The sequence below is a fragment of the Kitasatospora sp. NPDC004531 genome (assembly GCF_053602195.1).
The window spans coordinates 69,213-82,435 of record NZ_JBSGDD010000014.1; the positions used below are offsets into that span (position 1 = coordinate 69,213).

The window sequence follows — 13,223 nt, forward strand, 5'->3', positions numbered from 1 at the left end:
CGCTAGATGAGCTGCTTCGCCGCGTCGTTCGCCGCCTTCTGCTTCTTCGCCTCGTCGTCCGCCGACCTGTGCTGCTGCTTCTTCGCGTCCTCCTCCGCCTTCTGCTTCTTCGCCTCTTCCATGATCGCGTGGGTGTCCGGCATCTTCGGCTCCACGCCCGTCAGCAGGCCGGTGCCGGTGAAGACGAGGGTGCCGAGGACGCCGCCGGGCTGGCCGACGTCGGCGACCTGGTCGATGGCCGGGGTGGCGGTCTCGGCGTTCGCGGGGGTGGCGCCGACGGCGGTGGCGAGGGCGGCGCCGGAGAGCGCGAGGCCGGCCAGGATTCGGTTGCGCATGGTCATGGCCTGCCCAACGATCCGGCGGCCGCGGGGTCACGTTCGGCGAACCGCCTCAAGCGTCCGCGGGCGGCGGTTAGACTGCGTGGCGGCCGGCCGGAACCGGGCCTTCGCCGGCGACCGACAGGACCGGAGCCGTGACCACTTCCCCCGCTCTGCCGACCGCGGCCGCCCCCCGGGCGACGTCCCGCGGGCCCGGGGCCCGACCGTCCCGCCGACGTCGGACCGTCCTGTTCAGCCTGCTGAGTTTCGCGGTCTGCCTGGCGCTGGGCCTCCAGCAGTGGACGTCGCTCCAGCTGGGCGGCTTCGACCTGGGGATCTTCGACCAGGGGGTGCGCGGGTACGCGCACTTCGGGCTGCCGGTCTCGACGCTCAAGAGCGTGCACCACGAGTTCCCGCCGGGATTCTCGCTGCTGGGCGACCACTTCTCGCCGGTGCTGGCGCTGCTCGCCCCGCTGTACTGGGTGTGGGACGACCCGCGGATGCTGCTGGTCGGGCAGGCGGCGCTGTTCGCGGCGGGCGTCCCGCTGGTGCGCCGGATCGCGGGCCGGGCGTTCGCGGGGGCGGACGCGCGGGTCCGCGCGCGGGTGCTGGACGTCGCGGCGCTGGTCTACGGGCTGGGCTGGCCGCTCATGATCTCCTCGCGCGGCGGGTTCCACGAGGTGGGGTTCGCCGTCCCGCTGTTCCTGCTGCTGTTCGAGCGGGCGGGGGCGCGGCGCTGGGGCGGCGCGGCTGTCGCGGCGCTGCTGCTGTGCGCCACCAAGGAGGACCTCGGCCTGGCGGTGGGCGCGTTCGGCGCGGTGCTGCTGTGGCGCGAGCGCGGCGGCGGCGACCGGTGGGCGAAGGTCCTCGGCTGCGCGCTGCTGGTGGGCGGGCCGCTGGCCAGCGCCGTGGAGATCGGGTACCTGATACCGGCGATGGGCGGCGAGCCCGGCTACTACTGGAACTACGGGCAGCTCGGGGCGGACGGCGGCGAGGTGCTCCGGCACGTGCTGGGCAATCCGTGGCTGCTGGTGGAGTCGGCGTTCTCCAGCCCGCTGAAGCCGATGCTGCTGGGCTGGCTGCTGCTCACCACGGCCGCGCTGCCGTTCCGCTCGGCCACCTCCCTCGTCGCGCTGCCGCTGCTCGCGGAGCGGATCCTGTCCGACAATCCGAACCACTGGTCGATCGCCCGCCACTACGACGCGTTCCTGTGGCCGATCCTGGTGACCGCCGCGATCGAGACCCTGGGCGTCCTGTGGTCGCGCGGCCACCTCCGCCAGGCCCGCCGGCTGGGCGCCACCGCCGCCGTCCTCTCGCTCGCCGCGTCCGGCGCCCTCGGCCTGTACCACCTGGTCCTGCCGTACGAGTGGCAGCCGAAGGCCCCGACGGCGGCGCTGGCCCGGGCGGCGCAGCTGATCCCGGACGGCGCCACCGTGGAGGCCGACAACCAGGTCGCCCCGCGCCTCACCAACCGCACCCGGGTGATGCTGGCGGACGGCACCCCGCGCGGCCAGGAGTACGTGATCCTCCGCTACACCCAGCGCGCCTTCCCGTTCCAGAAGGACCCCGACCAGGCCGCCTACCGCGCCTTCCTGCTCGCCCACGGCTACCAGGAACTCTTCGACCAGGACGGCGTCACCCTCCTCCACCGCACCGGCTCCACCCCCGCCCCCGGCACCCACCTCCCCGGCCCCGGCTCCACCCCGTACCAGGAGGTCATCCCCCCGGACGTCGGCCACAACTTCTTCCTCGGCTGACCGGCCGACTCGCGCGATGCGGCACACTGGAGGTTTGGCCCGCGCGGAAGGGGATGCACAGGCGTGAACGGACCGCTGATCGTGCAGAGCGACAAGACGCTGCTGTTGGAGATCGACCACCCGCAGGCGGCGGAGTGCCGGCGGGTGATCGCGCCGTTCGCGGAGTTGGAGCGGGCGCCGGAGCACATCCACACGTACCGGGTGACGCCGCTGGGGCTGTGGAACGCGCGGGCGGCGGGGCACGACGCCGAGCAGGTGGTGGACGCGCTGGTGAAGTACTCGCGCTACCCGGTGCCGCACGCGCTGCTGGTGGACGTCGCGGACACCATGGCGCGGTACGGGCGGCTGCAGCTGCAGAAGCACCCGGTGCACGGGCTGGTGCTGACCACCACCGACCGGCCGGTGCTGGAGGAGGTGCTGCGGTCGAAGAAGATCGTGCCGCTGGTGGGGGCCCGGGTCGATCCGGACACGGTGGTGGTGCACCCGTCGGAGCGCGGGCAGATCAAGCAGGTGCTGCTGAAGCTGGGCTGGCCGGCCGAGGACCACGCCGGGTACGTGGACGGCGAGTCGCACCCGATCCACCTGGAGGAGGACGGCTGGCAGCTGCGCCCGTACCAGCGGCACGCGGTGGACGGCTTCTGGCACGGCGGCAGCGGCGTCGTGGTGCTGCCCTGCGGTGCGGGCAAGACGCTGGTGGGCGCGGCGGCGATGGCGGAGGCGAAGTCGACCACGCTGATCCTGGTGACGAACACGGTCTCGGCGCGGCAGTGGAAGCACGAGCTGATCAAGCGGACCTCGCTGACCGAGGACGAGATCGGCGAGTACAGCGGCACCCGCAAGGAGATCCGCCCGGTGACCATCGCCACGTACCAGGTGATGACCACCAAGCGGAAGGGCGTGTACCCGCACCTGGAGCTGTTCGACGCCCGCAACTGGGGCCTGGTGGTGTACGACGAGGTGCACCTGCTCCCGGCGCCGGTGTTCAAGTTCACCGCCGACCTGCAGGCCCGCCGCCGGCTCGGCCTGACGGCGACGCTGGTGCGCGAGGACGGCCGGGAGGGCGACGTGTTCTCGCTGATCGGCCCGAAGCGCTTCGACGCCCCGTGGAAGGAGATCGAGGCGCAGGGCTACATCGCGCCGGCCGACTGCTGCGAGGTACGGGTGACGCTGTCCGACTCCGAGCGCCTGATGTACGCGACCGCCGAGCCGGAGGAGAAGTACCGGTTCTGCTCGACCACGGCGACCAAGCGCCGGGTGGTGGAGCGGCTGGTGGAGAAGCACAAGGGCGACCAGACGCTGATCATCGGCCAGTACATCGACCAGCTGGACGAGCTGGGCGAGGCGCTGGACGCCCCGGTGATCAAGGGCGAGACCTCGAACGCGCAGCGCGAGAAGCTGTTCGAGGCGTTCCGGTCGAAGGAGATCAGCGTGCTGGTGGTCTCCAAGGTCGCGAACTTCTCGATCGACCTGCCGGAGGCCACCGTGGCCATCCAGGTGTCGGGCACGTTCGGCTCCCGCCAGGAGGAAGCACAGCGGCTGGGCCGGGTGCTGCGGCCGAAGGCGGACGGGCACGCTGCGCACTTCTACTCGGTGGTCGCCCGGGACACCGTGGACCAGGACTTCGCGGCGCACCGCCAGCGCTTCCTGGCCGAGCAGGGCTACGCGTACCGGATCGTCGACGCCGACGACCTGTAGGAGCGGCTACATCTTGACGCCGTCGCGCCCGAGGAAGAGGACGCGCGCGGCGGTGTCGAGCACGATGCCGACGTTGCGGACGGCGTTGGCGAGCGGGCCGCGGCGCCGTCCGTGGGTGCCGTTGAGCTGCGGGTTCATTCGTTCGGTCGTCATGTCTCCACGCTAGGTTCACACCCGTGCGGCGGACATCAACCGAAAGGCCGTACCTGTCGGGCGGCCGGTCGTCCCGCAGGCGTACCGACCCCTACGCCGCCTAGGGGTGCCGTCCCCCAGGGGAACCGGCGGGAAATGGATTCGCACCCCGGCGGCGGCGGGTCTAGGATCGTCCGTCTGCCCCTCCCGAACCGTGGTGCCGCGTCGGCAGCCGTGGGAGGTGCCGGCCGCTCGGAAACCGGCCGGTGTCCTTCACCGTGAGCCAAGACGAGTCCGCCGCCCCGTGATGCCGGGCGGCCGGGAAGGTCCGCCGTGCACTCCCCCACCCCTGCCGACACGTTCGCCGCCGACACCGGTCCGCTGGGCCGCGAACGCTCCCACCTGGCCGCGTCCCGGGCCGCCCTGAAGGCGATGCGGGAGGACGTCGAGGCGCTGGACCTGCGCGACGTCACCGGCACCTGGGTGTCCGCGCTGGTGCTGCAGAAGCAGATCGACGAACGCATCAAGGCCCTCGCCGACCTCGCGCACACCCCGCTGTTCTTCGGCCGCCTGGACTACCTGCACGCGATCAGCGAGGCCGACTCCGAGGGCAGCGGCGGCGAGCAGTTCTACATCGGCCGCCGGCACGTCCACGACGCCGACGGCGACCCGATGGTGATCGACTGGCGCGCGCCGGTCTCCCAGCCGTTCTACCGGGCCAGCCGCAAGGACCCGATGGACGTCGCCAAGCGTCGCCGATTCGGTTACACCGGCGGCGAGTTGACGGCCTACGAGGACGAGAACCTGTCCGACCCGGACGAGGGCGACACCCGCTCCGCGCTGCTCGCGGCCGAGATCGAGAAGCCCCGCGTCGGCCCGATGCGCGACATCGTCGCCACCATCCAGCCCGAGCAGGACGAGATCGTCCGCGCCGACATCTCCGGCACCGTCTGCGTCCAGGGCGCCCCCGGCACCGGGAAGACCGCCGTCGGCCTGCACCGCGTCGCCTACCTGCTGTACGCGCACCGCGAGCGGCTGGCCCGCACCGGCACCCTGGTGGTCGGCCCGAACCGCTCCTTCCTCCAGTACATCGAGCAAGTCCTGCCCGCGCTCGGCGAGTTGGACGTCGCCCAGGCCACCGTGCAGGAACTCGTCGGCCACGTCGAGGTGCGCGGCGCCGACACCGCCGAGGCCGCCCGGATCAAGGGCGACGCCCGGATGGCCCGGGTGCTGCGCAACGCCGTCCGGGCCGGGATCACCCTGCCGACCGAGCCCTGCGTGGTGGTCCGCGGCTCCCGCCGCTGGCGCGTCCCCGCCTACGAACTCGAAGAGATCGTCCGCGAGTTGATGGACCGCGACATCCGCTACGGCGCCGCCGCCGAGGCCCTCCCGCAGCGGATCGCGCACGCCGTCCTGGTCAAGATGGAGCAGGGCGGCGAGGCCCCCGACGACCGGGTGCAGGACGCGGTGGCCCGCAACGCCGCCGTGAAGGCCGTCGTGAAGGCCTGCTGGCCCGCCGTCGACCCGGTCAAACTGGTGCACCGCCTGCTCGCCGACGCCGAGTTCCTGGCCGCCGCGGCGGACGGCGTCCTCACCGCCGAGGAGCAGGCCACCGTCCGGTGGGCCAAGGCGCCGCGCTCCGCCCGCACCGCGCCGTGGTCCGCCGCCGACGCCGTCCTGATCGACGAGACCGCCGACCTCGTCCACCGCACCCCGTCGCTCGGCCACGTGGTCGTCGACGAGGCCCAGGACCTCTCCCCCATGCAGTACCGCGCCGTCGGCCGCCGCTGCACCACCGGCTCCGCGACCGTCCTCGGCGACCTCGCCCAGGGCACCACCCCGTGGGCGACCGGCAGTTGGCAGGAGGCGCTGCACCACCTCGGCAAGGACGGCGCCCACATCGAGGAGCTCACCCAGGGCTTCCGCGTCCCCGGCGAGGTCATCGCCTACGCCTCCCGGCTGCTGCCCGCGATCGCGCCCGGCCTGGCCCCGGCGACCTCCGTCCGCGACACGCCGGGCTCACTGGTCGTCCGCCACGTGCCCGCCGGGCGGGACGAGGCCGTCCTCGCCGCCTGCCGCGACGCCCTCCGCCACGAAGGCTCCGTCGGCCTGATCGCGGCGGACGCGCGGATCCCCGCCCTCGCGCAGGCGCTCGACGCCGCGGGGCTGCCCTACCTGGAACCCGGCACCGAGACCACCGCCGACGCCCGCCTGACCCTCGCCCCGGCCTCCCTCGCCAAGGGCCTCGAATACGACTACGTGGTCCTCGACGAACCCGCCGCGATCATCACCGGCGAACCCGACCACCGCACCGGCCTGCGCCGCCTCTACGTCTCCCTGACCCGCGCGGTCTCGGGACTGACGGTGCTCCACACGGAGCCGCTCCCGGAGGAGTTGGGCTAGACGAGGAGCGCAACCCCGGGGGCGCGAGGAACTGCGCGAGGGGGAACGCACCACGTCCGCAAGATCGCGACGCAGGACAATGACCTGCACGTGATCGCGACCTTACGGACGTGACTTGCGCTTGTCGCGCAGTTCCCCGCGCCCCTGGTGGTTCACCCTCCGATCAGAGTCCGCCACTCGGCGACCTTCGCTGCGTCCACCGCCCCCGCCCACCCCCCCGTGCGCGCCGCGCCGCCGATGTGGAACGCGTCGAAGCCCGCGGAGCGCAGGTCGGGGACGTGTTCGGCGCGGAGGCCGCCGCCGACGAGGATCTGCTGGCGGTAGCCGGGTTCGCCGGCCTTGGCGAGTTCGCCGATGAGGACCTCCTGGCCGGCGTCCACGCCGGCCGCCGCGCCGGAGGTGAGGAAGGTGTCGAGTCCGGGCAGGTCGGCGACGGCGGCGCGGACCTCGGAGCGGTCGGCGCTGTGGTCGATGGCCCGGTGGAACGTCCAGCGGCAGCCGGCGACGGCGTCCGCGACGGCGCGGGTCGCGTCGAGGTCGACCGCGCCGTCCGGGGTGAGGAAGCCGAAGACGAACTCCTCCGCGCCCTCGGCGCGGAGGGCTTCGGCGCGGGCCAGCAGCACGTCGAGGTCGCCGGGCGCGAAGCCGTCGCGGATGCGGAGCATGACCCTGAGCGGCAGCGAGACCGCGGCGCGGATCGCGGCGAAGTCCCGGACGGTGGGGGTGAGCCCGTCGGCGGCCATGTCGGTGACCAGTTCGAGGCGGTCCGCGCCGCCCGACTCGGCGGCCCTCGCGTCCTGGGCGGTCAGCGCGATCACTTCGAACATTGGTCTAGACATATCCGATAGCCTGCCACATCGTCCCGCGCCGAGCGACCCCCCTCGGCCGTTCGGCCCCGCGTCCTCCTCCGTTCGTCCCCCGCTGGTGTCCCGTTCGCCCGATCCGCTCCCGTTCAGCCCAGCGGGGAGGCGATCTGACGCCCCGCCGGACGGGCGGATCCGAGCAGCCGGAACGCCAGCAGCAGCACCAGCGCGGTCGTGAGCGCGTAGGGCGCGGCCCGCCACACCCCGCCGAGCTGCTCCCAGAGCGAGAACAGGCTGAACGCGGCGGTCAGCGGCAGCAGCGCGAGACCGAGCGCGGCGGGCAGCAGCCGATCGCGGGCTGCGAACAGCATCAGCAGCAGGGGGAGCAGCAGCAGCGCGACCGGCCACCAGCCGTCCATCAGGTTGCGGGTGTCGTAGCCGCCCTGGGCGCGGGTCGCCGCGAAGCCGGCGGCCGCGCCGGCCAGGATCAGCAGCCGGTCGGTCCGGCCGTGCGCGTCGGCCGGGCGGGTCGGGGCGACGGCCAGCATCAGGCCGCCCAGCAGGTAGGGCAGCAGGGCGGTGGTCTCGTAGGCGAAGAACCAGCCGCTCCACACCCCGCTGGCCGGCAGGCTCAGCGCGGCGTGCCCGATCCGGACGGCGCCGAGCAGCGCCACCACGGTGCCCAGCAGCCGGACGGCCCGCCAGGCGCCGAGCGCGCCGGCGGCGACCAGCAGCAGCGGGATGACGGCGAGGCCCAGGACGGCGATGTTCTCGACCAGGTGGGGCCAGGGCAGGTCGGTCCCGGAGCGGGCGGCGCGAGTGAGCGTGTACTCCCGCCAGTCGCCGACGCCGGGCAGGACGGCGAGGCCGAGCAGGGCGCCGACCAGCAGCGGGGCGGCGGCGGCCAGCAGCCGGCCGGGGAGCGCGGTCTCGGTCAGCCCGGTGCGCAGCCGCAGGCCGTACGCGGCGAGGTCGAGGGCTTCGCGGGCGGTGGCGAGGCGGCCGGAGCCGGCGGTGCTGTCGGCGAACACCTCGGCGAGTTCGGCGCCCCGGTCGCGGCGGTAGCGGGCGGGGTAGAGCGCGAGCGCGGTGCGCAGGGCCATGTTCACGCGGTCGCTCCCCGGGGACGGACGGCGCCGCCGAGGCGGCGCTGGGCCTCGGCGGCGACGGTGCGCAGCCGCTCGGCCTCGGTGGCGAGGACGCCGCGGCCGGCGGTGGTGAGGGCGTACGTGCGGCGGGCCCGGCCGTCGACGATCTCCTCGGCGGCGACCTCGATCAGGCCCTGCTGGAGCAGCCGGTCGAGCGCGCCGTACAGGGTTCCGGTGCGGAGCTTCACCCGCCCCCCGGAGATCGCGTCGACCTCCTGGATCAGCGCGTATCCGTGCCGGGGGGCGTCCGCGAGGGCGGTGAGCAGCAGCAGGGTGGGTTCCTGCATGGCGCGTTCAGTCATACGACTACATATATCGCCGACCTGCCTATCCGCGCCATCCCGCCGGGTCGTCCCGGCGCAGCGCGCCGAGCAGGCCGGCGGCCACCGGCAGGGCCAGCGCGAGCAGCGCGATGGTGGCCCACGGGATGTCGGCGGGGTTCAGCACGGCGGGCGCGCCCATCACGCCGGACACCCGGGAGCGCAGCAGGGCGTACGCGGGGACGAAGCCGCTGACGGTGCCGAGCACTCCGCCGAGCAGGGCGATCAGGCCGGCCTGGAGTCCGGCGACGGTGCGCCGGGTGCGGGGCCGGGCGCCGATCGCGGACAGCAGGGCGCGTTCGCGGCGGGCGTCGGCGGCGGCCAGCGCGGTGGAGACCACGGCCGCGCCGAGCACCACCAGGGCGGCGAAGCCGCTGAGCGCGACCTGCATCACGCTGTCGGTGGCGCGGTAGCCGCGTTCCACCCCGAACTCGGCGTGCGGCGCGAGCCGGGCGACGGTGGCGGCGGCCCGCTGTTCGGCCTGCCGGGCGACGGGCGCGGTGGGCAGCCAGATCGCCCCGGCGGGCGCGGCCTTCAGGCCGAGTCCGCGGACGGCGTCCGGCGAGATCACCACCGCCGTGTACCGCTGCGAGGCGGGCCGGTCGACCAGGACGGCGTCCACGGCGATCTGCTTGACCTCCATGCCGTTGCCCTGCATCTGCAGCACCGCCTTGCCGTCGTGCAGGTAGGACGGGTCGGTGACCACGGCCTTCCCGGCGAGCAGCGCCGCCTCGGCCTCGCGGTCGTGCAGCGCCAGCAGGTTGCGCAGCACCGGGGCGTCGCCGACCACGACCGACTTGGTGACGGTCCGGCCGTAGCGCGGCCCGCCCTCCGCGGTGACCACGCTGGAGCAGCCCTCGCAGAAGATGTACTGCGCCTGGTACAGGTCGGCCCGCTCGCCGAGGTCCGGCAGGTCCTGGACGACGGCGGTGCGCAGCTGCGGCATGGTGTCGGTGTCGCCGTTCAGAACGACCCGGACGGAGCCGACGGGCTGCTCCAGCCGGTAGGAGGCGCGGTCCTGGGCCTCGGCGCCGGCGGTGTGCACGCCGACCGCGACGGCTCCGGCGACGGCGGCGAGCACGGCGGCGACCGCCGGTCCGGTGCGGGAGCGGTGCCGGGCCATGTCGCGCAGCGCGAGGCGCGGTCCGACCGGCAGCAGGCGGGCGAGCCGGCCGAGCAGGGCCAGCAGCGCCGGGGTGAACAGCAGCAGGCCGAGTTCGGCGAGCGTCGCGCCGCCCAGCACCGACAGGGTGCGGGTGGTGAGCCCGGCGAGCACCGGCATCGCGGCGGTCGGGGCGACCACCGCCCCGTACAGGGCGAGGCCGACGCCGGCCAGCACCACGACCACGCCGAGCACCGGCGTCCAGCGGGCGGAGCGGCGCACCGGGTCGCGGTCCGTCAGGCCGTCCAGCACCTCGCGGCGGCCGGCCTGCAGGGCGGGCAGCAGCGCGGCCAGCAGGGCGGTGACGGTGCCGACCGCGGCGATCGCCGCCAGGTCGGCGGGGCGCAGGGTGAACGCGCCGAACCGGCTGCCGCCCCACTCCTCGATCGGGCCGCGCAGCACCGCGACCAGTGCCGCGCCGAGCACGGTGCCGAGGGCCGCGCCGGCCGCGCCCAGCACCAGGCCGCCGCCGAGCACCACGGCCCGGACGTGGCCGGGGCGGCCGCCGGCCGCGCCGAGCAGGGCGAGTTGGCGGCGGGCCCGGCGGGCGCCGACCGCGAACGCCGGGCCGGCCAGCAGGGCGACCTCCAGCAGCGCCATCGCGGCGGTGGTGGCGACCGTCATCATCCGGCGCTCGCGGGCGTCCTCGGCGCCGACGGCCTCCTGGCGTTCCAGCGCGTCGGCCGGCGGGTGCGCGGCGACCTGGCGGCTCGCCAGGGTGTAGCCGTAGCGGTTGAGTTCGCGGACCTGCTCCCAGCCGAGGGTCGCCCCGGCGGGCAGCCGGACCAGCCAGGCGGCCTTCTTGGCGGCGGCCTGCTCGGCACTCGGGTCCTGCGGGGCGAGCCCGGCGGTCACCTGCGCGGCGTCCAGCTGCTGGTACAACTCGCCGGGGCGGGCGACCAGTTCGGACTTGTTCAGGTCGCCGGGGTGCTCCACGGCGCCGGTCAGCGTGAACGGGGTGGACTCCAGGCCGCGGACGGTGACCCGGTCGCCGATCCGCAGGCCGGTGTCGGCGAGGAACGCCCGGGTGGCGGCGGCCTCGTGGGCCGCGGCGGGGGCCCGGCCGGAGACCAGGTTCAGCCGGCCCTGCCACAGGTCGCCGGCCAGGTCGGCCTCGAAGGTGTCGACGGGGGCGAGGCCGTCACGGGTCTGCACGGAGGCGACCGGGCCGGTGCGGGCCGGCGTCAGGACGCTGCCCTTGGGGAGCAACTCGCCCAGCAGGACGGTCGGTTCGGTGGCGGCGGCGCGCTTCTGCTCGGGCGTCTCGCTGCCCGGGCGCAGCGGCAGGGTGCGGACGCCGTCGGCCGGGAACACCGACTGTTCGACGGCCCGGCCCGGGTCGTGGGCGCCGATCAGGGCGTCCGCCCGGCCCATCAGCCGGTCCGACCGCTCGGCGGCGCCGAGCTGGCCGCTGCGGTGCACCACGTCCACGCCGGTCGCGCCCAGCACCGGCAGCGCGATCATCGCGACCACCAGGGCGCTGCGGCCCTTGGCCCGCCACGCGTCGCGGCGCGCCATCCGCAGCACCGCCCGCCAGGCGCTCATCGGCCGGCTCCGGTGCGCTGCGCCGCCTCGCGGAGGAAGCGGCCGTCCCGCAGGAACACCACCCGGTCCGCCCAGGCCGCGTGCGTGGGGTCGTGGGTGACCATCATCGCGGCCGCGCCCGCGTCGCAGCGCGCCCGCAGGACCTGCAGCACGGCCTCACCGGTGGCCGAGTCCAGCGCGCCGGTCGGCTCGTCGGCGAGCACCAGGCGGCGCTCGCCCGCCAGCGCCCGCCCGATCGCGACCCGCTGCTGCTGGCCGCCGGACATCTCCTCCGGGAAGCGGTCGGCGAGTTGGGGGATGCCCAGCTCCTCCAGCGCGGCCACCGCCTCGGCCCGCGCGGTGCGGGCGGAGACGCCGTCCAGCTCCCGCGGCAGCGCGATGTTCTCCGCCGCCGTCAGCGACGGGATCAGGTTGTACGACTGGAACACGTAGCCGACCGAGCGACGCCGCACATCGGCGAGCTTCGCCCGACTCAGGCCCTCCAGCGGGGTGCCCTCGACCAGCACCCGGCCGACCGACGGACGGTCCAGACCACCGGCCAGCGCCAGCAGGGTGGACTTCCCGGAGCCGGACGGCCCCATCACGGCCAGGAACTCCCCGGCCCGCACCTCCAGGTCGATCGGGTGCAGGGCGTGCACCTCGGCCTCGCCCCGGCCGTGCACCCGGCCGACTCCCTCCAGGCGCAGCACTGCCTGCGCGCTCGATCCGGTCATGGCTCCCCCTCGGAACAGCGGAACGTCTTGCATACCGAGTATGTATAGCCGTCGAGCGTCGACTACTCAAGTGTGCGTCATAAGTCGGTGAACTACATATAAGCTCGATCACATCACGGGGCCGCATCCGACCGGGAAGGAGCAGAATGGCCGTCATGACCGCCTCGCTGTCCGAGCGGTGGCACGCCCTGCTCACCCGCTGCGGCGCCACCGTCGATCCGGAGCCCTACGCCCGCGACCTGCTCGAACGCTGGGCCGAACCCCAACGCCGCTACCACACCACCGACCACCTGCGGGCCGTCCTGGACCGGATCGACGAACTCACCGACCACGCCGACGACCCGGACGCCGTCCGACTCGCCGCCTGGTTCCACGACGCCGTCTACCGGCCCGACCGCTCCGAGAACGAGGAACGCAGCGCCGCGCTGGCCTGCCGCGCCCTCCGCGAGGCGGGCCTGCCCGAACCCCTGGTCCACGAGGTCGCCCGGCTGGTCCGACTCACCGTCACCCACCACCCGGCCCCCGGCGACCACAACGGCGAGGTCCTCTGCGACGCCGACCTCGCCGTCCTCGGCTCACCGCCCGACCGGTACGCCGCCTACGCCGCCGCCATCCGCGACGAATACTCCTTCGTCCCCCCGGACGCCTTCCGCGAGGGCCGGGCCGCGATCCTCCACCACCTCCTCGCCCTCCCCGCCCTCTACCGCACCCCCGAGGCCCACGCCCGCTACGACGCCCGGGCCCGCACGAACATGCAGGCGGAGCTCAGGGAGCTGGAGGCCTGAACCGGTCGGCGCGGCCTCAGGCCAGCTCGCCGACCGCCGCGACGACGATCCCCTTCTTGCCGCAGACCCAGTGCGGGTCCGCCCCCAACTCCGGCTCCACGCTCAACGCGTGCGGATCGTCGTCCTCCGCCGCACAGGCCTCGCACAACGGCCAGCGCCCGTACGACTCCAGCAGCGCGTCCTGCACGTCCTGCGCGACCAGCCCGAGCACGAACTCGCGCCCGTCCGGCCACTGTTCGAGCCACCACCGCCGGTGGGTGACGGCATCCTCGACCAGCGAGACGATCGCGGCATCGGCGACGTCCCGCGCGGTGAGGTCGGCAAGGATCTGCGCCCGCGCATTGTGCAGGGCGGTTTCGATTTCGGGGCTGGCCATCCGCCCATTGTCCCAAAGAACGCCGCGAGGGCGGCCTCCCGAAGGAGACCGCCCTCACGGCGTGAGA

12 protein-coding genes are annotated in these 13,223 nt (G+C 74.5%); 4 read left to right on the forward strand and 8 right to left on the reverse strand.

Annotated features, from left to right (window positions below):
- Positions 1 to 2: 2 nt before the first annotated feature.
- Positions 3 to 335, reverse strand: a complete 333-nt coding sequence (locus ACWEMJ_RS09250) for a hypothetical protein (RefSeq protein WP_452136350.1) — start codon at positions 333 to 335, stop codon at positions 3 to 5.
- Between the two features lie 137 nt (positions 336 to 472).
- Here ACWEMJ_RS09250 and ACWEMJ_RS09255 point away from each other — a divergent pair, with 137 nt between their 5' ends.
- Both ACWEMJ_RS09255 and ACWEMJ_RS09260 read left to right on the forward strand, forming a co-directional pair.
- Entirely contained in the window at positions 473 to 2,074 is a 1,602-nt protein-coding gene (locus ACWEMJ_RS09255; RefSeq protein ID WP_452136351.1) for a DUF2079 domain-containing protein, read from the forward strand.
- Positions 2,075 to 2,137: 63 nt separating this feature from the next.
- On the forward strand, positions 2,138 to 3,769 hold the full coding sequence (locus ACWEMJ_RS09260; RefSeq protein ID WP_452136352.1) for a DNA repair helicase XPB: 1,632 nt from the start codon (positions 2,138 to 2,140) through the stop codon (positions 3,767 to 3,769).
- A gap of 6 nt (positions 3,770 to 3,775) precedes the next feature.
- Here ACWEMJ_RS09260 and ACWEMJ_RS09265 read toward each other — a convergent pair whose 3' ends face one another.
- On the reverse strand, positions 3,776 to 3,922 hold the full coding sequence (locus tag ACWEMJ_RS09265) for a hypothetical protein (protein WP_452136353.1): 147 nt from the start codon (positions 3,920 to 3,922) through the stop codon (positions 3,776 to 3,778).
- 312 nt (positions 3,923 to 4,234) lie between these two features.
- Between ACWEMJ_RS09265 and ACWEMJ_RS09270 the strand changes: the two genes are divergently transcribed.
- Positions 4,235 to 6,304 carry a HelD family protein gene (locus ACWEMJ_RS09270; protein ID WP_452136354.1) on the forward strand — a complete coding sequence of 690 codons (2,070 nt, stop codon included), beginning with the start codon at positions 4,235 to 4,237 and terminating at the stop codon, positions 6,302 to 6,304.
- Positions 6,305 to 6,456: 152 nt separating this feature from the next.
- Here ACWEMJ_RS09270 and ACWEMJ_RS09275 read toward each other — a convergent pair whose 3' ends face one another.
- From ACWEMJ_RS09275 to ACWEMJ_RS09295, 5 genes are all read right to left on the reverse strand, one after another.
- The gene (locus ACWEMJ_RS09275; protein WP_452136355.1) at positions 6,457 to 7,143 is read right to left on the reverse strand and encodes a copper homeostasis protein CutC; all 687 of its coding nucleotides are present in this window, start codon (positions 7,141 to 7,143) and stop codon (positions 6,457 to 6,459) included.
- Positions 7,144 to 7,256: 113 nt separating this feature from the next.
- The gene (locus tag ACWEMJ_RS09280; RefSeq protein ID WP_452136356.1) at positions 7,257 to 8,216 is read right to left on the reverse strand and encodes a hypothetical protein; all 960 of its coding nucleotides are present in this window, start codon (positions 8,214 to 8,216) and stop codon (positions 7,257 to 7,259) included.
- Positions 8,213 to 8,557, reverse strand: a complete 345-nt coding sequence (locus ACWEMJ_RS09285) for a PadR family transcriptional regulator (protein ID WP_452136357.1) — start codon at positions 8,555 to 8,557, stop codon at positions 8,213 to 8,215. The genes ACWEMJ_RS09280 and ACWEMJ_RS09285 overlap by 4 nt, the downstream gene beginning before the upstream one ends.
- Before the next feature lie 25 nt (positions 8,558 to 8,582).
- Positions 8,583 to 11,282, reverse strand: coding sequence for an ABC transporter permease (locus ACWEMJ_RS09290; protein WP_452136358.1), 2,700 nt, complete (start codon positions 11,280 to 11,282; stop codon positions 8,583 to 8,585).
- Positions 11,279 to 11,995, reverse strand: coding sequence for an ABC transporter ATP-binding protein (locus ACWEMJ_RS09295; RefSeq protein WP_452136359.1), 717 nt, complete (start codon positions 11,993 to 11,995; stop codon positions 11,279 to 11,281). Before ACWEMJ_RS09295 ends, ACWEMJ_RS09290 begins: the two co-directional genes overlap by 4 nt.
- A gap of 146 nt (positions 11,996 to 12,141) precedes the next feature.
- Between ACWEMJ_RS09295 and ACWEMJ_RS09300 the strand changes: the two genes are divergently transcribed.
- Complete coding sequence (locus ACWEMJ_RS09300) at positions 12,142 to 12,780, forward strand: HD domain-containing protein (RefSeq protein WP_452136360.1); 639 nt, start codon at positions 12,142 to 12,144, stop codon at positions 12,778 to 12,780.
- A 16-nt stretch (positions 12,781 to 12,796) separates the two neighbouring features.
- Here ACWEMJ_RS09300 and ACWEMJ_RS09305 read toward each other — a convergent pair whose 3' ends face one another.
- Positions 12,797 to 13,156: a hypothetical protein gene (locus tag ACWEMJ_RS09305; RefSeq protein WP_452136361.1), complete on the reverse strand. Its 360-nt coding sequence runs from the start codon at positions 13,154 to 13,156 to the stop codon at positions 12,797 to 12,799.
- Positions 13,157 to 13,223 lie beyond the last annotated feature (67 nt).

Excerpts from the sequence above, each read along its gene's own strand:
- ACWEMJ_RS09250 (WP_452136350.1), bottom strand. The coding sequence starts at position 335 with ATGCGCAACCGAATCCTGGCCGGCCTCGCGCTCTCCGGCGCCGCCCTC.
- ACWEMJ_RS09265 (WP_452136353.1), bottom strand. The coding sequence starts at position 3,922 with ATGACGACCGAACGAATGAACCCGCAGCTCAACGGCACCCACGGACGG.
- ACWEMJ_RS09275 (WP_452136355.1), bottom strand. The coding sequence starts at position 7,143 with ATGTCTAGACCAATGTTCGAAGTGATCGCGCTGACCGCCCAGGACGCG.
- ACWEMJ_RS09285 (WP_452136357.1), bottom strand. The coding sequence starts at position 8,557 with ATGACTGAACGCGCCATGCAGGAACCCACCCTGCTGCTGCTCACCGCC.
- ACWEMJ_RS09290 (WP_452136358.1), bottom strand. The coding sequence starts at position 11,282 with ATGAGCGCCTGGCGGGCGGTGCTGCGGATGGCGCGCCGCGACGCGTGG.
- ACWEMJ_RS09295 (WP_452136359.1), bottom strand. The coding sequence starts at position 11,995 with ATGACCGGATCGAGCGCGCAGGCAGTGCTGCGCCTGGAGGGAGTCGGC.
- ACWEMJ_RS09300 (WP_452136360.1), top strand. The coding sequence starts at position 12,142 with ATGGCCGTCATGACCGCCTCGCTGTCCGAGCGGTGGCACGCCCTGCTC.
- ACWEMJ_RS09305 (WP_452136361.1), bottom strand. The coding sequence starts at position 13,156 with ATGGCCAGCCCCGAAATCGAAACCGCCCTGCACAATGCGCGGGCGCAG.